Origin of the sequence: Massilia niabensis (assembly GCF_042655085.1) — a bacterium.
Taxonomy (GTDB): Bacteria; Pseudomonadota; Gammaproteobacteria; order Burkholderiales; family Burkholderiaceae_D; genus Telluria; species Telluria niabensis.
Genome location: NZ_JBHSMU010000015.1, coordinates 284,287 through 302,983, shown reverse-complemented (window position 1 = coordinate 302,983; position 18,697 = coordinate 284,287). Strand labels below are relative to the sequence as shown.

Annotated in this window: 17 protein-coding genes and 2 tRNA genes; 11 read left to right on the top strand and 8 right to left on the bottom strand. The window is 65.1% G+C overall.

What is annotated here, in order from left to right; translation table 11 throughout:
* Nucleotides 1–4 precede the first annotated feature (4 nt).
* Together ACFPN5_RS15870 and ACFPN5_RS15865 are read left to right on the top strand one after the other, a co-directional pair.
* Nucleotides 5–586 carry a response regulator transcription factor gene (locus ACFPN5_RS15870; RefSeq protein WP_379784728.1) on the top strand — a complete coding sequence of 194 codons (582 nt, stop codon included), beginning with the start codon at nucleotides 5–7 and terminating at the stop codon, nucleotides 584–586.
* Between the two features lie 206 nt (nucleotides 587–792).
* A complete protein-coding gene (locus tag ACFPN5_RS15865) occupies nucleotides 793–1,173 on the top strand; it encodes a DUF3052 family protein (protein WP_379784727.1) in 381 nt (126 codons plus the stop codon).
* 9 nt (nucleotides 1,174–1,182) lie between these two features.
* Here the strand turns inward: ACFPN5_RS15865 and queG are convergent, their stop codons facing one another.
* Complete coding sequence (gene queG / locus ACFPN5_RS15860; protein ID WP_379784726.1) at nucleotides 1,183–2,292, bottom strand: tRNA epoxyqueuosine(34) reductase QueG; 1,110 nt, start codon at nucleotides 2,290–2,292, stop codon at nucleotides 1,183–1,185.
* Between the two features lie 53 nt (nucleotides 2,293–2,345).
* Here queG and tsaE point away from each other — a divergent pair, with 53 nt between their 5' ends.
* Genes tsaE through ACFPN5_RS15845 form a run of 3 tightly spaced genes read left to right on the top strand, consistent with a single transcriptional unit; the run spans nucleotide 2,346 to nucleotide 5,090 of the window.
* The gene (gene tsaE, locus ACFPN5_RS15855; protein WP_379784725.1) at nucleotides 2,346–2,843 is read left to right on the top strand and encodes a tRNA (adenosine(37)-N6)-threonylcarbamoyltransferase complex ATPase subunit type 1 TsaE; all 498 of its coding nucleotides are present in this window, start codon (nucleotides 2,346–2,348) and stop codon (nucleotides 2,841–2,843) included.
* A complete protein-coding gene (locus tag ACFPN5_RS15850) occupies nucleotides 2,807–4,237 on the top strand; it encodes an N-acetylmuramoyl-L-alanine amidase (protein WP_379784724.1) in 1,431 nt (476 codons plus the stop codon). Before tsaE ends, ACFPN5_RS15850 begins: the two co-directional genes overlap by 37 nt.
* 49 nt (nucleotides 4,238–4,286) lie before the next feature.
* Nucleotides 4,287–5,090, top strand: coding sequence for a D-hexose-6-phosphate mutarotase (locus ACFPN5_RS15845; RefSeq protein WP_379784723.1), 804 nt, complete (start codon nucleotides 4,287–4,289; stop codon nucleotides 5,088–5,090).
* 48 nt (nucleotides 5,091–5,138) lie between these two features.
* On the opposite strand, the gene ACFPN5_RS15840 is transcribed toward ACFPN5_RS15845, so the two are convergent.
* Entirely contained in the window at nucleotides 5,139–6,290 is a 1,152-nt protein-coding gene (locus ACFPN5_RS15840) for a carbonic anhydrase (protein ID WP_379784722.1), read from the bottom strand.
* Between the two features lie 129 nt (nucleotides 6,291–6,419).
* Nucleotides 6,420–7,064 carry a VTT domain-containing protein gene (locus ACFPN5_RS15835; RefSeq protein WP_379784721.1) on the bottom strand — a complete coding sequence of 215 codons (645 nt, stop codon included), beginning with the start codon at nucleotides 7,062–7,064 and terminating at the stop codon, nucleotides 6,420–6,422.
* A 156-nt stretch (nucleotides 7,065–7,220) separates the two neighbouring features.
* Here ACFPN5_RS15835 and ACFPN5_RS15830 point away from each other — a divergent pair, with 156 nt between their 5' ends.
* The 5 genes from ACFPN5_RS15830 to ACFPN5_RS15810 all read left to right on the top strand — a co-directional run bounded on the left by ACFPN5_RS15830 (nucleotide 7,221) and on the right by ACFPN5_RS15810 (nucleotide 11,361).
* A complete protein-coding gene (locus ACFPN5_RS15830; protein ID WP_379784720.1) occupies nucleotides 7,221–8,144 on the top strand; it encodes a peptidylprolyl isomerase in 924 nt (307 codons plus the stop codon).
* A gap of 51 nt (nucleotides 8,145–8,195) precedes the next feature.
* Complete coding sequence (mutL, locus tag ACFPN5_RS15825) at nucleotides 8,196–10,088, top strand: DNA mismatch repair endonuclease MutL (RefSeq protein ID WP_379784719.1); 1,893 nt, start codon at nucleotides 8,196–8,198, stop codon at nucleotides 10,086–10,088.
* A 1-nt stretch (nucleotide 10,089) separates the two neighbouring features.
* Nucleotides 10,090–11,052 (top strand): tRNA (adenosine(37)-N6)-dimethylallyltransferase MiaA, encoded by a 963-nt coding sequence (gene miaA, locus ACFPN5_RS15820; protein ID WP_379784718.1) that lies wholly within the window; start codon nucleotides 10,090–10,092, stop codon nucleotides 11,050–11,052.
* A 91-nt stretch (nucleotides 11,053–11,143) separates the two neighbouring features.
* Nucleotides 11,144–11,220: transfer RNA gene (locus tag ACFPN5_RS15815), tRNA-Met, on the top strand.
* 64 nt (nucleotides 11,221–11,284) lie between these two features.
* A tRNA-Met gene (locus ACFPN5_RS15810) sits at nucleotides 11,285–11,361 on the top strand.
* Nucleotides 11,362–11,406: 45 nt separating this feature from the next.
* On the opposite strand, the gene ACFPN5_RS15805 is transcribed toward ACFPN5_RS15810, so the two are convergent.
* From ACFPN5_RS15805 to ACFPN5_RS15785, 5 genes are all read right to left on the bottom strand, one after another.
* Nucleotides 11,407–11,715: a putative signal transducing protein gene (locus ACFPN5_RS15805; protein WP_379784717.1), complete on the bottom strand. Its 309-nt coding sequence runs from the start codon at nucleotides 11,713–11,715 to the stop codon at nucleotides 11,407–11,409.
* A gap of 45 nt (nucleotides 11,716–11,760) precedes the next feature.
* A complete protein-coding gene (locus tag ACFPN5_RS15800; protein WP_379784716.1) occupies nucleotides 11,761–13,026 on the bottom strand; it encodes a DUF445 domain-containing protein in 1,266 nt (421 codons plus the stop codon).
* A 44-nt stretch (nucleotides 13,027–13,070) separates the two neighbouring features.
* Complete coding sequence (locus tag ACFPN5_RS15795) at nucleotides 13,071–14,234, bottom strand: CaiB/BaiF CoA transferase family protein (RefSeq protein ID WP_379784715.1); 1,164 nt, start codon at nucleotides 14,232–14,234, stop codon at nucleotides 13,071–13,073.
* A gap of 87 nt (nucleotides 14,235–14,321) precedes the next feature.
* Nucleotides 14,322–15,464 (bottom strand): acyl-CoA dehydrogenase family protein, encoded by a 1,143-nt coding sequence (locus tag ACFPN5_RS15790; protein WP_379784714.1) that lies wholly within the window; start codon nucleotides 15,462–15,464, stop codon nucleotides 14,322–14,324.
* Nucleotides 15,465–15,471: 7 nt separating this feature from the next.
* A complete protein-coding gene (locus ACFPN5_RS15785) occupies nucleotides 15,472–16,665 on the bottom strand; it encodes a lipid-transfer protein (RefSeq protein WP_379784713.1) in 1,194 nt (397 codons plus the stop codon).
* A 323-nt stretch (nucleotides 16,666–16,988) separates the two neighbouring features.
* Here ACFPN5_RS15785 and ACFPN5_RS15780 point away from each other — a divergent pair, with 323 nt between their 5' ends.
* On the top strand, nucleotides 16,989–18,689 hold the full coding sequence (locus tag ACFPN5_RS15780) for a cation:proton antiporter domain-containing protein (protein WP_379784712.1): 1,701 nt from the start codon (nucleotides 16,989–16,991) through the stop codon (nucleotides 18,687–18,689).
* Nucleotides 18,690–18,697: the final 8 nt, after the last annotated feature.

The following is an 18,697-nucleotide window of genomic DNA, read 5'->3' as shown; positions in this document are numbered from 1 at the left end:
CCCGATGCTGCATATCGTCGACGACGAAGACGTGATTCGCGACGCCCTCGCGTGGCTGGCGCAATCGCGGGGGCTCGCCGCGCGCGGCCATGCCGGCGGCCAGGCCTTCCTCGACAGCATTGGCGCGCCCGATCCCGACGGCGACTGCGTGCTGCTCGATGTGCGCATGCCCGACATGAACGGCATCGCCGTCTTCGACCAGCTGATCGGCCGCGGGTGGCTGGCAAGGCTGCCCGTCATCTTCCTGACCGGCCATGGCGACGTGCCGATGGCGGTCGACTCGCTCAAGCGCGGCGCGTTTGATTTCTTCGAAAAACCGTTCAACGACAACGACCTGATGGACCGCGTCGACCAGGCCCTGGCGGCCTCGCGCGCGGCGGCCAGCGCCGCCCAGGTGCAGGCCCGGCTGGCCACGCTGTCGGCCCGCGAGCGCGAAGTGCTCGACCTGATTTTGGCCGGCAAGATGAACAAGGTCGTGGCGGATGAGCTCGGGATCAGCATGCGCACGGTCGAAGTGCACCGGGCGCATATTTTTGACAAGATGCAGGTGAAGACGGCGGTGGAGTTGGCGGGGTTGTTGAAGTAATCGGCGTTCCGTTCGCAACAGCCCCACCCCATTCGCGCTGGAGCCTTTCGCCACAACCCAGCCACCACTCTTGGTCGCCAACCGGCGCGCACAGGACGTCCCAAAGCCCGCCCTTTTGGAGGGATCGCTTGTAAAATCAATTTGAACGCGTTGCCGCCGGCGCCTCACGGATCGCCCAACTACGCCAACTTCTTTAGGGAAAGCAAATGAGCGAAAAGACAGTTGCAGACAGGATGTTTTTGCGCAATGCAAAATCCATGCTGATCATGAATGGCGGGGTCCACCCAACGGTCGTGTCGCAGTTCTCGCCGGAGCTGGTCAAGGAAGGCGACGGTCCTTTCGATGTGATCATGATGTTCTGCATGAACCGCAAAGACCTGGAGCAATACCTGCCGACGGCCAAGGAACGCCTCGACGCCAAGGGTTCGCTGTGGATCGCCTACCTGAAGCAGACCGCGTCGAAAGCCACGGATATCAATCGCGACTCCATCAACGATTATCTGAAGCAAAACGGCATCACAGCCGTGGCAATGATCTCGATCGATGGCGACTGGTCAGCCATGCGCGCGAAACGCATCGAGCTTTGAGGCATCGAGCTATGACAGGTGGCGTCGCAGCGCCCATTCCACGTGTTCACGCACCAGCGCGGACGGGTGATCGGCGCGCGCCTGCAGGGCGGCCACGATAACCGGGTCGGCGCGGCGTGCGTCGGCTGCCGCAGTTGCTACATTACCCAGCCCCACCGCCAGGTTGCGCAGCCAGCGCTCGTGACCAATGCGCCGGATCGGACTGCCTTCCATCCGGCGATTGAATTCCTCCTCGCTCCACCCGAACAATTCCACCATGCCGGACGCCCCGAGACCGTTGCGCTCGTCGAAGTCGGGCACGCTCGCGCGCTGCGCGAACTTGTTCCATGGGCACACCAGCTGGCAATCGTCGCAACCGTAGATGCGGTTGCCGATCAGGGGCCGCAGTTCGAGTGGAATGCTGCCCTTCAGTTCGATGGTGAGATAGGAGATGCAGCGGCGCGCATCGAGCCGCCCCGGGCCGAGGATGGCGCCGGTCGGGCAGGCATCGATGCAGTTGCTGCAACTGCCGCAATGGCCAGTCGTCGCCGCGTCGACCGGCAAGGGCAGGTCGACCAGGATTTCGCCGATGAAGAAGGTCGAGCCGGCTTCGCGCGACAACAGCAACGTATGCTTGCCGCGCCAGCCCAGGCCCGCCTTTTCCGCCAGCGGCAATTCCATCACCGGCGCCGAGTCGGTAAATACCCGGTAGCCGTATTCGCCGATCTCGGCCTTCACCCGCTCGGCCAGTTGCGCCAGCCGGTTGCGCAATACCTTGTGGTAATCGCGGCCACGTGCGTACATCGACACCACGGCCGCGCCCGGATCAAGCTGGCGCGCCAGCTCGCGCGTACGCCAATCCTCATCCGTGGCTGGCGAACTGAGCGGCAAATAATCCATGCGGGCGACGATCGCGCGCACCGTGCCCGGCACCAGCTCGGCGGGTCGGGCACGCTTCATCCCGTGGCTTGCCATATAATCCATCTCGCCATGGTGGCCCGCGTCGAGCCAGGCGCGCAGGCCTTCCTCGGCATGCGCCAGGTCGACGTCGGCAATGCGCAGGTCGGCAAAGCCGAGTTCCACGCCCCATGCCTTGATGGCGCGCGTCAATTCCTGCAGGTCGGGGGATGGTGTGGGCATTCAGTAGTAACAATCGCGGCGCATGCGCGCCTCAGAACATGACATTCTAATTGATGCAGCGCCTTCCAGCCCTCCTTACAGCCTACCTGCCGGACGAAACCGCCACCCTCCAGCTCGGCGCAGCATTGTCGCGCGCGCTGGTGCCCGGCCTCGTCATCTACCTGCACGGCGACCTCGGCGCCGGCAAGACCGCGCTCACGCGCGCGCTGCTGCAGGCCGCCGGGCACAAGGGCACGGTGAAAAGCCCGACCTATACCCTGTCGGAACCGTATCGCGTACAACTGGACGGCGAGCCGGTCAACGTCATCCACTACGACCTGTACCGCATGTCGAGCCCTGAAGAATTCCTCGATGCCGGCTTTCGCGAAGATTTCGATGGCCGCAACATCTGCATCGTCGAGTGGCCGGAAAAAGGCGAGCCGGTGTTGCCGCCGCCCGACTTACGTGTCTTACTCACGGTCAGCGGGGTCGGGCGTGATGTAGAATTGCAGGCGTTGTCTCACTTGGGTCTGCTATGCCTCGACCGACTCTCCTTCGCTCCTCCCGCCTGACCCCGCCAAGCCGCCATCGTCGCACCGTGCTCAAGGCCGGCGGCACGCTGCTGCTGTCGGTGATCGCCCCATTGCCGGCGCGCGCCGCGCAGATCCTGGCCGTGCGCGTGTGGCCGGCGGACGACTACACCCGCGTCACGCTGGAAAACGACACCAACCTGAAGGCCGACCACTTCCTGGTGCCGGACCCGCCGCGGCTGGTGGTCGACATCGACGGCCTGCAGCTGAACGACACCCTGAAGGGGCTGGTCGCCAAGATCGAATCGAACGACCCGTACATCAAGCAGGTGCGCGTCGGCCAGAACCGCCCGAACGTGGTGCGGCTGGTGTTCGACCTGAAGGAAGCGATCAAGCCGCAGGTGTTCACGCTGGCGCCGGTGGCCGAATACAAGCACCGCCTGATTTTCGACCTGTACCCGATCCGCGAAGCCGACCCGATCGCCGCCCTGATCGAAAAGGGCGAATGGTCGCCGGGCGACGGCACGCCCGGGACGGCAGTCCCTGCGGTCCCGATTCCCTCGACCCAGCCGGTCGTTCCCGATCCCATCGGCCGCCTGGAAGCGGAGATTGCCGGCATGACCGGCACCCCGCCGGCGCGCCCGGTGCTACCGACGCCGACGCCGAGCACGCCGGCTGCGAAGTTGCCAACCCCGGCGGCCCCGGCGGCCCCGGCGAACAACGTCATGCGCATGGTGACCATTGCGCTCGACCCCGGCCACGGCGGCGAAGACCCCGGCGCGATCGGCCCGAGCGGTACGCGCGAAAAAGACATCGTGCTGGCGGTGGCGAAAAAGCTCAAGACCCGCCTGGAAGCGCTGCCGAACACGCGCGTGATGCTGACCCGCGACGGCGATTATTTCGTCCCGCTCGGCACGCGCGTGGAAAAGGCGCGCAAGGTGCAGGCCGACCTGTTCGTCTCGATCCACGCCGACGCCTTTATCGAGGCGCGCGCGCGCGGCTCGTCGGTGTTCGTGCTGTCGGAAAAAGGCGCCAGCTCGACGGCCGCGCGCTGGCTTGCAACCGACCAGAACAAGGCCGACATGATCGGCGGCGTCAACTTGGCCAAGCACGACCGGCAACTGGCCAGTGTCCTGTTCGACCTCTCGACCACGGCCCAGATCAACGATAGCCTGAAACTCGGCAAGGCGGTCCTGGGCGAGATCGGCGGCATCAACCGGTTGCACAAGGCGGCCGTCGAGCAGGCCGGTTTTGCCGTGCTCAAGGCGCCGGACATTCCCTCGATCCTGGTCGAAACCGCCTTCATCTCGAATCCCGAAGAGGAAGCGAAGCTGAAGGACGACGGCTACCAGGACCAGCTGGCCACTGCGATTACCAAGGGCATCAAGCGCTACTTCGCGGCGAATCCGCCGATGGCGAAGAGCCGCCTGACGTAAGGCGCCAAGGGGGTTATGGCATACTACCCGCCCGACCTTTGAGACGCTGATGCCCCACATGGACGCCGCCATTTCCACCACCTTCGGCCAGTTGCCGGCCCTCTTGCTCACCGCGCCCGACGGCGCGCAAGCGACCATCACGCTGTACGGCGCGCACCTGATTTCATGGCAGGGCGCGGACGGGCGCGAGCGCCTGTTCTGCAGCACGCAGTCCAGCCTCGACGGCAGCCGCGCCATTCGCGGCGGCGTGCCGGTGATCTTCCCGCAGTTCGCCGCCCGCGGCGAGGGCATGCGCCACGGCTTTGCGCGCGTGAGCACCTGGCGCGTGCTTGAGACCGGCTTCGATGACGGCTGGGCCTTTGCCGTGTTCGCGCTGGCGCCCGCCGATCTCGCGCCCGACCATGCCGCCGCCTGGCCGCATGGATTCGCACTGTCGCTGCGGGTGGCGATCCGTGCCAACGAACTCTCCATGCGCTTCGACGTGCAGAACACCGGCACTGACGCCTTCCCCTTCGCGGCGGCGCTGCATACCTATTACCTGGTGGACGAGGTCGCCGACGTGCGCATCCTTGGCGTGGAACCCGAGGAGCTGGCGATCACGGACAAGTTCGACCATGTGTACGAAGGCGTCGCGCCACGCCTCGCGCTGGTCGATGGCGGCGTCGTGCTGACGCTCAGGCAGGAGGGCTTTACTGACGCGGTCGTGTGGAATCCGGGCGCGCAAGATGCGGCGGCGCTGGCGGACATGGCGGACGAGGAATACCGGCGTTTCGTCTGCATCGAGCCGGCCTTGTTGAATGGGCCAACCTTGCAGCCGGGTGAAGGGTGGCGGGGCGAGTACCACGTCAGCTGAAATCCCCCTACGAACCAAAACAAAAAGCCGGCATCGCCGGCTTTTCCTTTAGTTCGATTCCTTCACCATCCGCCCGCCGCCCGGCTGGACCGGCCGCGCATTGAGCGGGTAGAGCCGCGAGAACAGCGCCATCTGCGCGGGCGAGGCCGTCATCGGCTGCTTCATCACCATCCACAGCACATTCTCGGTGCACGGCGGCTCGGTCATCGAGCCCATGTAGGTGTAATACTCGCGGCGCTGCGGCAGCAGCTCGACAGGATCGAGCTCGAGGCCGGGCGAACCGAGCTGGCCCTTCTCCAGCGGGATGTTGTTCCACACGGTCTGGATCGTGTCGTTCGCCTTGCCGCGTTCGAGCAGGACGGCGACCACCGCCAGCTTGCCGCCCGCGCCGCGATGCACGAGGTGGACCACCATCTCGGTGCCCTTGCCGTTGATGCGCTCTTCCGACGGGCGGTGGAAGTGGAACTGCACCAGCTCGTAACTTTCCGGGCCGACCGTGATGACGTTGCCGCCGGCGACATTCACCTGCACCGTGTGGCCGTTGTCGATTTCGGTGAAGCTCGAGGGCCCGTAGTTGAAGTCGATCTCGTCGAGGTTGACCTTCATGCCGTCGCGGATGTCGATCGGCGACTGGCGCTGGCCCTTGCCGCACTGGGCCCAAGCCGGATTGATCTTGCCCCAGTTCTCCGGGCCGAACTCGCCGTCGTAATCCCAATGGTGGCTGATCTTCGGCGCGGCCGCGACCGCGGCCTGCTTCTTGCGGCGCGCGTCCGCCGCTTTTTTCGCCTTCGCCGCGGCGGCCGCGCGCGCGGCCTGCTTGGCGCGCATCTCGGCCAGGCGTTCGGCGATTTTTACCGACAGGTCGCCCAGGGCTTCGTCCTCGCCCTGGGCCGAGACGGCGGCGGCCACGCGGTCGGCGGTCGCGGCGCTCGCCTTGGCTGGCTTGTCGAGCGCGGCTTTGGCGGCCTTCTCCGCAGCCTCTTTCTCGGCAAGCTGCTTGTCCGCTGCCGCTGCAATCGCGGCCGCTTTATCGACGCCCTTGACGCTGGCGGGCTTGGACAGCTCGGCTGCCAGCCTGGCGGTGTCGGCCGCCTTGCGGGCGGCGTCCGGCGCCGGCTTGGCGGCTTGGGCAGGCGAGTCGGCAGCGCCTGCATGAAGCATGGCGAAGCTGCAGACAAACAGGGCAATCAGGTTACGCATGGGGGAAGGAAAAGTGGACGCTCCCTGCCTTAACGACGCTTATCCATCGAAACTTGAGCTTACAAATGCAAACGCGCCGGATAAATCCGGCGCGCTGTTCAAGAAGACAAGGAAGTTATCGTCGCGACATCAGCGGCTGAGCATCCGGCGCCCGACCTTGTACAGCCCGCCGATGGCGAGCGGCCCGAGTGCCAGGCTCACGCCTACCAGCACGATCAGGGTCAGGTGGTTGCGCACGATCGGGCTATTGCCAAAAAAGTAGCCGGCGGTGACCAGGCTCGTTACCCACAACACGGCGCCCGTCACGTTAAAGAGCTGGAAACGCCAGTGGGTCATGTCCGACACACCGGCCACGAACGGCGCGAAGCTGCGCACCACCGGCACGAAGCGCGCCAGGATGATGGTCTTGCCGCCATGCTTTTCGAAGAAATCGTGGGTACGGTGCAGCGCATCCTTGTTGATCCACCGATAATTGTGGGTGAACATGCGATGGCCGACGGCCCCGCCGATATGAAAATTCAGGGTATTGCCCGCGATCGCGGCAACGATGAGCAGCGCCATCAGCAGCGGATAGTTCATCTGACCCGTGGCGCAGAAGGCGCCGGCGATGAACAGGAGGGTGTCACCCGGGAGGATGAAGAAGACCACCAGGCCCGTTTCACAGAACACGATGGCGAACAGGACAATGTAGACGTAAATGCCGTATTGGGCGAGCAACATGCCCAATGTCTTATCGACATGGAGAATCATGTCGAAAAATTGCATCAGATCCATAATTTTCCTAATCGGTAACCCCGAATCATACCATCAGTCCATCCTACCCCCTGCCGCTCTGACAAGACGCCTCGCAATGCCTCGGCCAGCGTGAATTTCCGAAGCACAGGAATTTTCCCGATTACAATTAATGAATATTCATAATCAGGAGTGGAGATGAAGGCAGCGAACATGGCAGTACAGGTGGGTCTGGTCATGGCCCTGGCCCTGGCCGGCAGCAGCGCCTACGCGGCGGAACCGAAACCGCTGCCGCCCAAACCGAGCGTCGGCGATATCGTCAAGGAATCGAAAGCGGCCGACTGGCGCGCGCTCGACCTGGACAATACCCTGTACATGGACCTCCCAGGCGGGCGCGTCGTCATCGAGCTGGCGCCAACCTTCGCGCCGAACCACGCCCGCAACATCAAGGCGCTGGCGCGCGAAGGCTATTTCGACGGCCTCGCCATCATCCGCTCGCAAGACAATTTCGTGGTGCAGTGGGGCGACCCGGACGAAAAGAATCCGAAACCGATCAAAAATGCGAAAGCCAAACTGCCGGCAGAGTTCACGGTGCCGCTGAAGAACGACACCGCTTTCACCCGCCTGAAGGACGTGGACGGCTACGCGCCGCAGGTGGGCCACTCGAACGGTTTCCCGGTCGGGCGCGACCCGAAAAAGGGCGAAACCTGGCTCGCCCATTGCTACGGGATGGTCGGCGTGGGCCGCGACAGCGAGTCCGACAGCGGCGGCGGCACGGCCCTGTACGTCGTCAGCGGCCAGTCGCCGCGCCACCTCGACCGCAACATCACCGTGGTCGGGCGCGTCATCTCGGGCATGCCGCTGCTCTCGACCGTGCCGCGCGGCCCGGCGCCGATGGGCTTCTTCGACAAGCCCGAGATGCAGATTCCGATCAAGGCCTTCCGTGTGGCCGCCGACGTGCCGGAAGGCGAGCGCAGCAAGTTCGAAATCATGCGCACCGAGAGCGCAACGTACCAGAAAGTGGTGGAAGCCCAGCGCAACCGCGGCGGGCCGTGGACCAAGGTGGCGGCCGGTCATATCGACCTGTGCAATGCGCCGATTCCGGTGCGTGAAGCAAAATAAGAACGGGAAGCCGGGGCGTTCACCCCTTTCGGCGCGGGATATAATCATCGCATGAACGCGCCCGTCCCTACCCACCGCCCCATCCAGCAACTGAACGACCAGCTCATCTCGCAGATTGCCGCGGGCGAGGTGGTCGAGCGGCCCTCGGCCGTCGTCAAGGAGTTGCTGGAAAACGCGCTCGATGCGGGCGCAACGCAAATCACGGTCCGCCTGGAAGAAGGCGGCGTCAAGCGCATTGCGATCACCGACAACGGCCGCGGCATCGCGCCCGACGAGATGCCGCTCGCCCTGGCGCGCCATGCGACCTCGAAAATCGCCTCGCTGACCGACCTCGAAAACGTGGCGACGCTGGGCTTCCGCGGCGAGGCGCTGGCCTCGATCGCCTCGGTGGCGGCCGTCTCCATCACCTCGCGCACGGCCGACGCGCCGCACGCCTGGGAAATCGTCGGCTCGCACCTGGGCACGGTGGCGCCCTCGTCCGGCCCCTGCGGCACCACGATCAACGTCCAGGACCTGTACTTCAACACGCCGGCGCGCCGCAAATTCCTGAAAAGCGAACAGACCGAATACGGCCACTGCGCCGAAGTCGTGCGCCGCATCGCGCTGGCCCGCCCCGACGTGGCGTTCAGCCTGACCCACAACGGCCGCACCATCGACCACTGGAACGTGTGCGAGATGGCGCGCCGCAGCAGCCAGATCCTGGGGACCGACTTCGCCGAAGCGCGGCTCGCCATCGACGAATCCGCCGGCCCCTTGCGCCTGCACGGCTATGCCGGCCTGCCGACGGCCTCGAAAGCGCGCGCCGACGGCCAGTTCTTCTACGTGAACGGGCGCTACGTGCGCGACAAGCTGCTGGTGCACGCGGTGCGCGCGGCCTACCAGGACGTGCTGCACGGCGACCGCTTTCCCTCCTACGTGCTGGCGCTCGACCTCGACCCGGCGCTGGTGGACGTGAACGTGCACCCGTCGAAAATCGAGGTGCGCTTCCGCGATAGCCGCGCGGTGCACCAGTTCGTGTTCCACGCGGTGCAGCGCACCCTGGCCCAGACCTCGGCCACGGCGCACGGCAGCGTGCCGGCACCCCTGACGGCAGGCGAGATCGCAGGGTCGTCGTCCTCCGCCGACTGGCGCCGGCCGCACGAGCAGACCGGGTTCGGCGCCCAGCTCACGCAAACCTTCTCGCCGTCGCCCTTCCCGGCCGGCAGCCGCTGGGACGCCCCGGACACGCCAGGCGTCGCGCAAAGCACCGCGAACTATGGCGCCCTGTTTGCCGGCGGTGCCGAGCGGTCGCCTTTGTCGAGCGCCGCCATGCCGATGCCGGTGCCGTCCAGCGCACCGGGCAACGACGACTTCCCGCTCGGCTTCGCCCTGGCCCAGCTGCACGGCATTTACATCCTGGCGCAGAACACGAAGGGCCTGGTGCTGGTCGACATGCATGCGGCGCACGAGCGCATCCTGTACGAGCAGCTGAAAAACGCGCTCGACGCCCAGGTCGAGGGCCAGGACATGCAGGTGCAGGCCATGCTGATCCCGGTAACCTTCTTCGCCGATGCGATCGAGGTGGCCACCGCCACCGACCACCAGGACACCCTGAAGGCACTCGGCTTCGACATCGCCGCGCTGTCGCCGACCACCCTTGCCGTGCGCGCGGTGCCGACGCTGCTCCGGAATGCCGACGCCCAGACGCTGGCGCGCGATGTGCTGCGCGACGTGCGCGAATTCGGCGGCTCGCGCGTGCTGATCGAACGCCGCAACGAATTGCTCGGCACCCTTGCCTGCCATACGGCGGTGCGCGCCAACCGCATCCTGACGATCCCTGAAATGAACGCCCTGCTGCGCCAGATGGAAGGCACCGAACGCGCCGACCAGTGCAACCACGGCCGCCCGACCTGGGTCCAGCTCGAGATTTCCGCGCTCGACAAACTGTTCCTGCGCGGTCAATAAGATGACGGACAAGGCAACAGGCGCCAAGCCATTGGCGGTGGCGATCATGGGCCCGACCGCCTCGGGCAAGACGGCGGCGGCGCTCAGGATCGCGCGCGAGCGCCCGGTCGAAATCATCTCGGTCGACTCGGCACTGGTCTACCGCGAGATGGACATCGGCACCGCCAAGCCCAACGCGGAGGAACTGGCGAGCGCGCCGCACCACCTGATCGACATCATCGACCCGCTCGATGCCTACTCGGTGATGCAGTTCCGGAATGACACGCTGCGCCTGGTGGCCGAGATCAGCGCGCGCGGCAGCCTGCCGCTGCTGGTCGGCGGCACGATGATGTATTTCAAGGGGCTGACCGACGGGCTCGATGACCTGCCGACCGCGGACCCTGGCGTGCGCGCCGCGCTCGACGAAGAAGCGGCACGCATCGGCTGGCCGGGCATGCATGCGAAGCTGCGCGCGCTCGACCCGGTCACCGCCGAACGGCTGGCGCCGAACGACGCCCAGCGCATCAACCGGGCGCTGGAAATCATCGCGTTGACCGGCAAACCCATGTCGGCACTGCTGGCACTGCGCGCGAAGCCCGAGCTGCCGTTCGAGCTGGTGTCCTTTGCGCTCGAGACGCCGGACCGCAGCGTGCTGCACAAGCGGATCGCCCTGCGCTTCGACCAGATGCTGGGCGACTCGGACGACGAAGGCATCGTGGCGGAAGTGGCGCGCCTGCGCGCCCGCGGCGACCTGTCACCGAACTTGCCGTCGATGCGCTGCGTCGGCTATCGCCAGGCCTGGGACTACCTGGACGGGAACATCGACCGCGCGGCACTGCGCGAGACCGGCATCATCGCCACGCGCCAGCTCGCCAAACGCCAGCTGACCTGGCTGCGCGCGATGCCTGGCCGGATCGTGGTCGACTTCCTTGGGCGCGACCCGGCGGGGGAAATCCTGGGACACTTGCAGGGCTTGCAGGAATAGCAACTGCGTAACACCGCCATGAAAAACTGCGCTTGCCCGACGTACACAGCCTTGACACAACGCGCCACGCCTTGGATAATAGCGTTCTCTTGGTGATATAGCTCAGTTGGTTAGAGCACAGCACTCATAATGCTGGGGTCGGTGGTTCAAGTCCACCTATCACCACCACAGGATTCCAGGCAAATGGCTTGGCTCACACGAGTCGGGCCATTTTGCTTTACAGGCAAGTTTCGGTGATATAGCTCAGTTGGTTAGAGCACAGCACTCATAATGCTGGGGTCGGTGGTTCAAGTCCACCTATCACCACCAGAATTGCACAGGCCGCCCGTTCGCAAGAGCCGGCGGCTTTTGCATTTATACGTCGGCGTCTTCATCCAGTGCGAATTCCCCCCGCCCGAACGCCTCGATCACGGCCTGCGCCTGCTGGACATACGGCGCCGGCACCAGGATGCGCACGCCGCCCAGCGCGGGTGCCAGCAGCAAATCCGTTTGCATCAGGTGGGCGTCAGCCAGTACCGCCGGGATGCCCGACGCTTCAAGGCAGCCCTGCATCAGGGTCGCTTCCATCGGAATGAGGTAGCGCGCGACGATGAACAAATCGCGTCCGGGCAGCGCTTCGATTTCCGGGTGTGCGGCCAGCCATGCGTTCAGTGTCTGTCCCATTGCCTGTTCCATGTACTTCCTCCGTGAAGCGTCCTATGAAGCCATTCACAACATCCCCGGCAGGGACGACAGCAGATACAAGATTACTCCAATCAGGCCACCGACAATCGTGCCATTGATGCGGATGAATTGCAGGTCCTTGCCGATATTGAGTTCGATCTGTTCCGACATCTCGGCGCTGTCCCAGTTTTTCACCGTGTCGGCGATGTGCCGGGTGAGATAGACGGCGAATTCCGGTGCGGCCGCGCGGGCCGCCAGTTCAAGGTTGTCGTTCAGTGACTGACGCAGTTGCGCGTCTTCGGCCAGGGTCTTGCCGAGCCAGGTGCCCGTCGCCTGCATGCGGGTGCGCAGCGTCGAGTCGGGGCTCTCCAGGTCGCGCTTGAGCCATCCCTTCAGGTCGCCCCACAGGGACTTCAGGTAATTGTTGAGAGTGTCGTCGTTGAGCAGGTAATGCTTGATCTCTTCGCTCTTGCTTGAAAATGCCGGGTCGGCTTTCAGGCGCTCGATGAATTCCTTGGTAAAGGTATCGAAGCGCGCGCGCAGCGGGTGTTCGGGATCGGCGGCGACCTTGCTCAGGATGCCGGACGCCAAGCGCACTGCAATATCCGCGCCCTTGCGGCCGATGAGTTCGGACGGCAGCATCTTCTCGATGAATGCATATTCCTCGCGCAGCCAGTCGACGATGCCTTGCGAAATATACGATTGGGTGTCGCCGTTATCGAGCAATTGCGCCAGCTGGCGGATCCCTTCATTCAGCAATTCCTGATGGCGTCCGCCCTTCGTCAGGCTTTCCAGGATGGTGCCGGCGGATTTCGACAAATCCACGCTGCCCACCATCGTATGCACCGCCTTGCGCATGAAATTCTGGATGGCCGAGTCTTCGGTAAAGTCGAGCATCCAGCCCGCCAGTTTCACGAGATAGCTACCCATGTGCTCGGTATTGGCGGGTTTCACGAGCCAGTCGGCCACTTTCTGCGCCGGGTCGTGCTTCTGGATCAGCCGGACGATCGATTCGGTGTCGAGGAATTTCTCGCGCACAAAGAGGGCCAGGTTATCGGCGATCTTGACCTTGTTGTTCGGAATGATATTCGTGTGGCGCGACACAATCGGGATCGGCACGCGCTTGAACAGGGCCACCACGGCAAACCAGTCGGCCAGCGCGCCGACCATCGCCGCTTCCGAAAACGCCTTCAACAAGCCGGTCCACCAGGTCTGGGGCAGGAATAAACTCAGGACGAACAGCAAGGCGGCACCGAGGAAAAAACCCAGCGCCAGCCGCTTCGATCTGTCGAGTTCAAGTAATTTGGTCATATGGCAGCGCGTTACAAAGCCCTTAGCTCATCCTTGACCCAATCCTATATGACTCCGTCCTTTTGGAGCGTTTCGATTGCCTCAAGGCTCCAGCCCCAGTCCGCCAGCACGGCGGCGCTGTGTTCGCCCGGCGCGGCGGCCGCCTGCCCCGCCTCGGGCAGGGTACGGGAAAAGCGCGGGGCGGGCGCTGGCTGGACCACGCCTTCGATGTCGATGAACGTGTCGCGTGCGCGGTTGTGCGGGTGCAGGGGCGCCTCCGCCATGTCGAGCACCGGCGCGACGCAGGCGTCGGTTCCCTCCAGCAGCGCGCACCATTCGTCGCGCGAACGCGTGGCGAACAGTGTGGCGAATTTGGCTTTTAATTCCGGCCAGCGTTTTTGCTCCCATTGCTGGCCCCATTGCTTTTGCAGCTCAGGGTCGGTCGCGCCGGTGAGCTCCAGCAGCTGGGCGTAGAACTGCGGCTCGATTGCGCCGACCGACAGGAATTTGCCATCAAGGCAGGCATAGGTGTCGTAGAACGGCGCGCCGCCATCGAGCATGTTCGCTTCGCGCTTGTCGCTCCAGGAGCGATGCGCGCGCAGGCCGTACATCATGGCGCCCAGCAGGGCCGAGCCGTCGGTCATGGCGGCATCGACCACCTGCCCCTTGCCCGAGCCGCGCGCCTCCAGGGCGGCGCAGACGACGCCAAAGGCGAGCATCATGGCGCCGCCGCCGAAGTCGCCGACCAGGTTCAGGGGTGGGCTTGGCGGCGTGTTGGCGCGGCCCATGGCGTGCAGCATGCCGGACAGGGCGACGTAGTTCAGGTCGTGCCCGGCAGCCTGGGCCAGCGGGCCGGTTTGCCCCCAGCCGGTGATGCGGCCGAACACCAGCTGCGGGTTCTGCGCCATGCACGCGTCGGGGCCGAGGCCGAGGCGTTCCATGACGCCGGGACGGAAGCCTTCGATCAGGATGTCGGCCTGGCTGGCCAGTGTGAGCACCACCTCGCGCGCCGCAGGGTGCTTGAGGTCGAGGGCGAGCGAGCGGCGGCCGCGCGCCATCACGTCGAATTTGGTGCCGAGCATGGGGAACGGGTTGGGCGCGCCGGGTTTCGCTTTGCGGTCGATGCGGATGACCTCGGCGCCCATGTCGGCCAGCATCATGGCGGCGAAGGGGCAAGGGCCGATGCCGACCATTTCGATGACTTTGATGCCGGTTAGGGGGCCTGGCATGAATGATTCCTCGATTTATGATGCGTCGTACGGCGTGGGCTCGAGAGCGGTTCGCCGCCCGGCCCACCCTACGAAAAACAACAGCGTTTACAGCGAGCGGGCGATGATCTCTTTCATGATCTCGTTGGCGCCGCCGTAGATGCGCTGGACTCTGGCGTCGACGTACATCTGGGCGATCGGGTATTCGAGCATGTAGCCGTAACCGCCGAAGAGCTGCACGCACTGGTCGACCACCTTGCATTGCAGGTCCGAGATCCAGTATTTCGCCATCGAGGCGCGCACGGTGTCCATGCGCCCGGCCAGCATGTCTTCCACGCAGCGGTCGATGAAGATGCGCGCGATCGTCGCTTCGGTCTTGATCTCGGCCAGCACGAAGCGCGTGTTCTGCATCTCGATCAGGGCCTGGCCGAAGGCGCGGCGCTCCTTCGTGTGCTCGACCGTCAGGCGCAGCGCGCGCTCAATCGCCGCCACGCCGGCCACGCCGAGGATGGTGCGCTCGTAGGGCAGCTCGGTCATCAGCTGGGCAAAGCCCCTGCCCTCTTCCCCGCCGAGCACATTCGGCAGCGGCACATGCGCGCCATCGAAGAACAGCTCGCAAGTGTCCTGCCCTTTCTGCCCGACTTTCTCGAGGATGCGCCCGACGCGGAATCCGGGGTTGTCGCGGGTTTCGAGCAGCATCAGGGAGATGCCCTTGGCGCCGGCGGCCGGATCGGTCTTCGCCACCACCAGGACCAGGTCGGCCAGGTAGCCGTTCGAGATGAAGGTCTTGGAGCCGCGCAAAAGGTAACCGTCGCCGGTCTTCTCGGCCGTCGTGCGGATGCCTTTCAGGTCGGAGCCGGCGCCCGGTTCCGACATGGCGATCGCTGCGATCATCTCGCCGCTGGCGAGCTTCGGCAGGTAGTGGTGCTTCTGTTCTTCGGTGCCCTGGTTGAGGATATAGTGCGCGACGATGGCGTGCACATGGAGGCCAAAGGCCATGTCGCCGGCGTAGCCGAGTTCCTCGAATACGACCGTCATGTGGGCGAAGTTGCCGCCCGAGCCGCCGTACTCTTCGGGGATGTCGGCGGCGAGCAGGCCCATCTCGCCGGCCTTGACCCATAGCGCGCGGTCGACATGCTGCTGTTGGCGCCAGCGCTCGCCGTGCGGCACGACTTCGCTCGCCACGAAACGGCGCACGGCGTCGCGGAAGGATTCCAGTTCCGGGTTCATCCAGGATGGGGTCAGTTCCATGCCGCCCTCACGCCGAACGGTGAGTTGATTGGTACAGGGTGACGACGCAGGCGCCGCCCAGGCCCAGGTTGTGCTGCAGCGCCGTGCGCGCTCCCTCGACCTGGCGCGCGCCGGCGCTGCCGCGCAGCTGGTGGGTCAGCTCGAAGCACTGCGCCAGGCCGGTAGCGCCCAGCGGATGGCCTTTCGACAGCAGCCCGCCCGAGGGATTGGTGACGACCTTGCCGCCATAGGTGTTGCCGCCTTCGCGGATGAATTTGTCCGCGCCGCCTTCCGGGCACAGGCCCAGCGCTTCGTAGGTGATCAGTTCGTTGTGGGCGAAGCAGTCGTGCAGCTCGACGACGTCGAGGTCGTCCGGGCCGATGCCCGATTGCTGGTAGACCTTGTCGGCGGCTTCGCGGCTCATCTCGTAGCCGACCAGGCGCATCATGTCGTTCGCATCGAAGGTGCTCGGGCGGTCGGTCGTCATGGCCTGGGCGGCGATATACACGTCGCTGCGCAGGCCGCGCCTTTTCGCGAAGCTTTCCGACACCAGCACGGCGGCGGCCGCGCCGCAGGTCGGCGGGCAGGCCATCAGGCGCGTCATCACGCCGGGCCAGATCATCGGTGCGTCAAGCACGTCCTGGGCCGAGACTTCCTTCCTGAACAGCGCCAGCGGGTTGTTCACGGCGTGGCGGCTGGCCTTGGCACGGATCTGCGCAAAGGCTTCCAGCGGCGTGCCGTATTTCTCCATGTGCGCCAGACCCGCGCCGCCGAAGTAGCGCAGCGCCAGCGGGATCTCTGGTTTGCCGACCAGGCGGTCGGTGACGGCGTCGAAATCGTCGAAGGGCGCCGGGCGGTCGGTGAAGACCGAACCGAGCGCGCCCGGACTCATCTGCTCGAAGCCAAGCACCAGCACGCAGTCGGCCGCGCCGCTGGCGATCGCCTGTCGCGCCAGGAACAGGGCGGTGGAGCCGGTCGAGCAGTTGTTGTTGACGTTGACGATCGGGATGCCAGTCATGCCAACGCCGTACAGGGCCTTCTGGCCGCAGGTGGAGTCGCCATACACATAGCCGGCATAGGCCTGCTCGACATCCTCGTAGCCGATGCCCGCGTCCTGCAGGGCGGCGCGAGCGGCGTCGGCCGCCATCTCGTGGTACGGGGCGCTGGCGCCGGGCTTGGCGAACGGGATCATCCCGACGCCTGTCACGAATACCTTGTTCATGCTGTCTCCTTTTTATGTTGGTGGCCTGCGGCCCGAACCTATCTCAGTAGGATGGTGGAAGCGGATGGCGATGCCTGGCAAGCGCGGGCAAGGCGCGAGGAGGACGCATGGCGCGCCATGCTACGACGAGCAACGCCGCCCCCGCTTGCCAGGCGCGCCAGCAGCGACACCCTCCTACTGAGATAGGTTCATATCCAAATGATTATAGCCAGCAACGCAGTGGCCGAGCCTCCTGACCTCTGGAAGGGGTCCTCTATTTTCGGGATCGGGTTGCTATGTCGCTTATACTGTCGTGATTCCACCTTGATAAGGAGCTGTCCTGCATGCATCATGAACTCAGCCTGATCACCACCATCGCTGCCGCCCTCGGCTTCGGACTGTTATTCGGCATGCTTGCCGTGCGCCTGAAACTGCCCGCCCTGGTCGGCTACCTGGCCGCCGGCATCGTCATCGGGCCGGCCACGCCGGGCTTCGTGGCTGACGTGGGACTGGCCTCGCAACTGGCCGAGATCGGGGTGATGTTACTGATGTTCGGGGTGGGACTGCACTTTTCGCTGCGCGACCTGCTCGACGTGCGCAGGATCGCGCTGCCTGGCGCGGTGCTGCAGATCGGCGTCGCCACCGCGATGGGTATCGGGATGGCGCATTTCTGGGGCTGGAGCCTGGGGGCGGGACTGGTGTTCGGCCTGGCGCTGTCGGTGGCCAGTACCGTGGTGCTGCTGCGCGCGCTCGAGTCGCGCGGCATCCTCGATTCGATGAACGGGCGCATCGCGGTCGGCTGGCTGGTGGTGGAAGACCTGGTGACGGTGCTGGTACTGGTGCTGCTGCCGGCGCTGGCTGGCCCCCTGGGCGGCAAGACCGACGGCGGCGACACCTCGCTCTGGCTCGCGCTTGGCAAAACTTTGCTGCAGGTGGGCGCCTTTGTTGCCTTCATGCTGATCGTCGGGCGCAAGCTGTTCCCCTGGTTCCTGTGGAAAGTCGCGAAGACCAATTCGCGCGAACTGTTCACGCTGGCCGTGATTGCCGCCGCCGTCGGCATCGCCTACGGATCGTCCGAACTGTTCGGGGTGTCGTTCGCGCTGGGCGCCTTCTTCGCCGGCATGGTGCTGCGCGAGTCCGACCTCTCCCACCGCGCCGCCGAAGAGTCGCTGCCGCTGCGCGACGCATTCTCGGTGCTGTTTTTTGTGTCGGTCGGCATGCTGTTCGATCCGATGGTGCTGGTCGAAAGCCCGATGAAGGTGCTGGCGGTGGTGCTGGTGATCATCTTCGGCAAGTCGATCGCGGCGATGGTGCTGGTACTGGCCTTGCGCTACCCGCTCAATACGGCGATCACGGTGTCGGCCAGCCTGGCGCAGATCGGCGAGTTCTCGTTCATCCTGGCGGCGCTCGGCATTTCACTAGGGCTCATGCCGCAGGAAGGCCAGAGCCTGATCCTGGCCGGCGCGATCATTTCGATCGCGGTCAATCCGCTGCTGTTCACGGCGATCGAGCCGCTGCAGCGCTGGCTGCGCGCCAATTCGGAAGCCGTGCGCAAGCTCGAAGCCAATCCCGACCCGCTGGCCGAACTGCCGATGACGGTGCCGCACGAGAAGCTCACCGGGCAGGTGGTGCTGGTCGGCTACGGGCGCGTGGGGCGGATGATCGCCGCCGAACTGACGGCGCAGGGCGTGCCCTATGTGGTGGCCGAGCAGAACCGCGAACTGGTCGACATGCTGCGCCGCCAGGACCAGCCGGCCGTGGTCGGCAATGCGGCCGAACCGGCGGTGCTGATCCAGGCCCACATCGCGCGGGCCGCAGTGATGGTGATCGCCACGCCCGACACCTTCCACGTGCGCACGATGATCGAGACGGCGAAAATGCTCAATCCCGGCATCCGCTGCGTCGTGCGCACCCACAACGAGCAAGAAGCGGCGCTGCTGCGTACTGATACGGGTGGCAAAGTTTTCCTCGGGGAGCAGGAACTGGCGGGGAACATGACGCGCTATGTGATCGCGACGCTGAAGGAGGCGGAGCACGCGCATTGAGGGGGTGG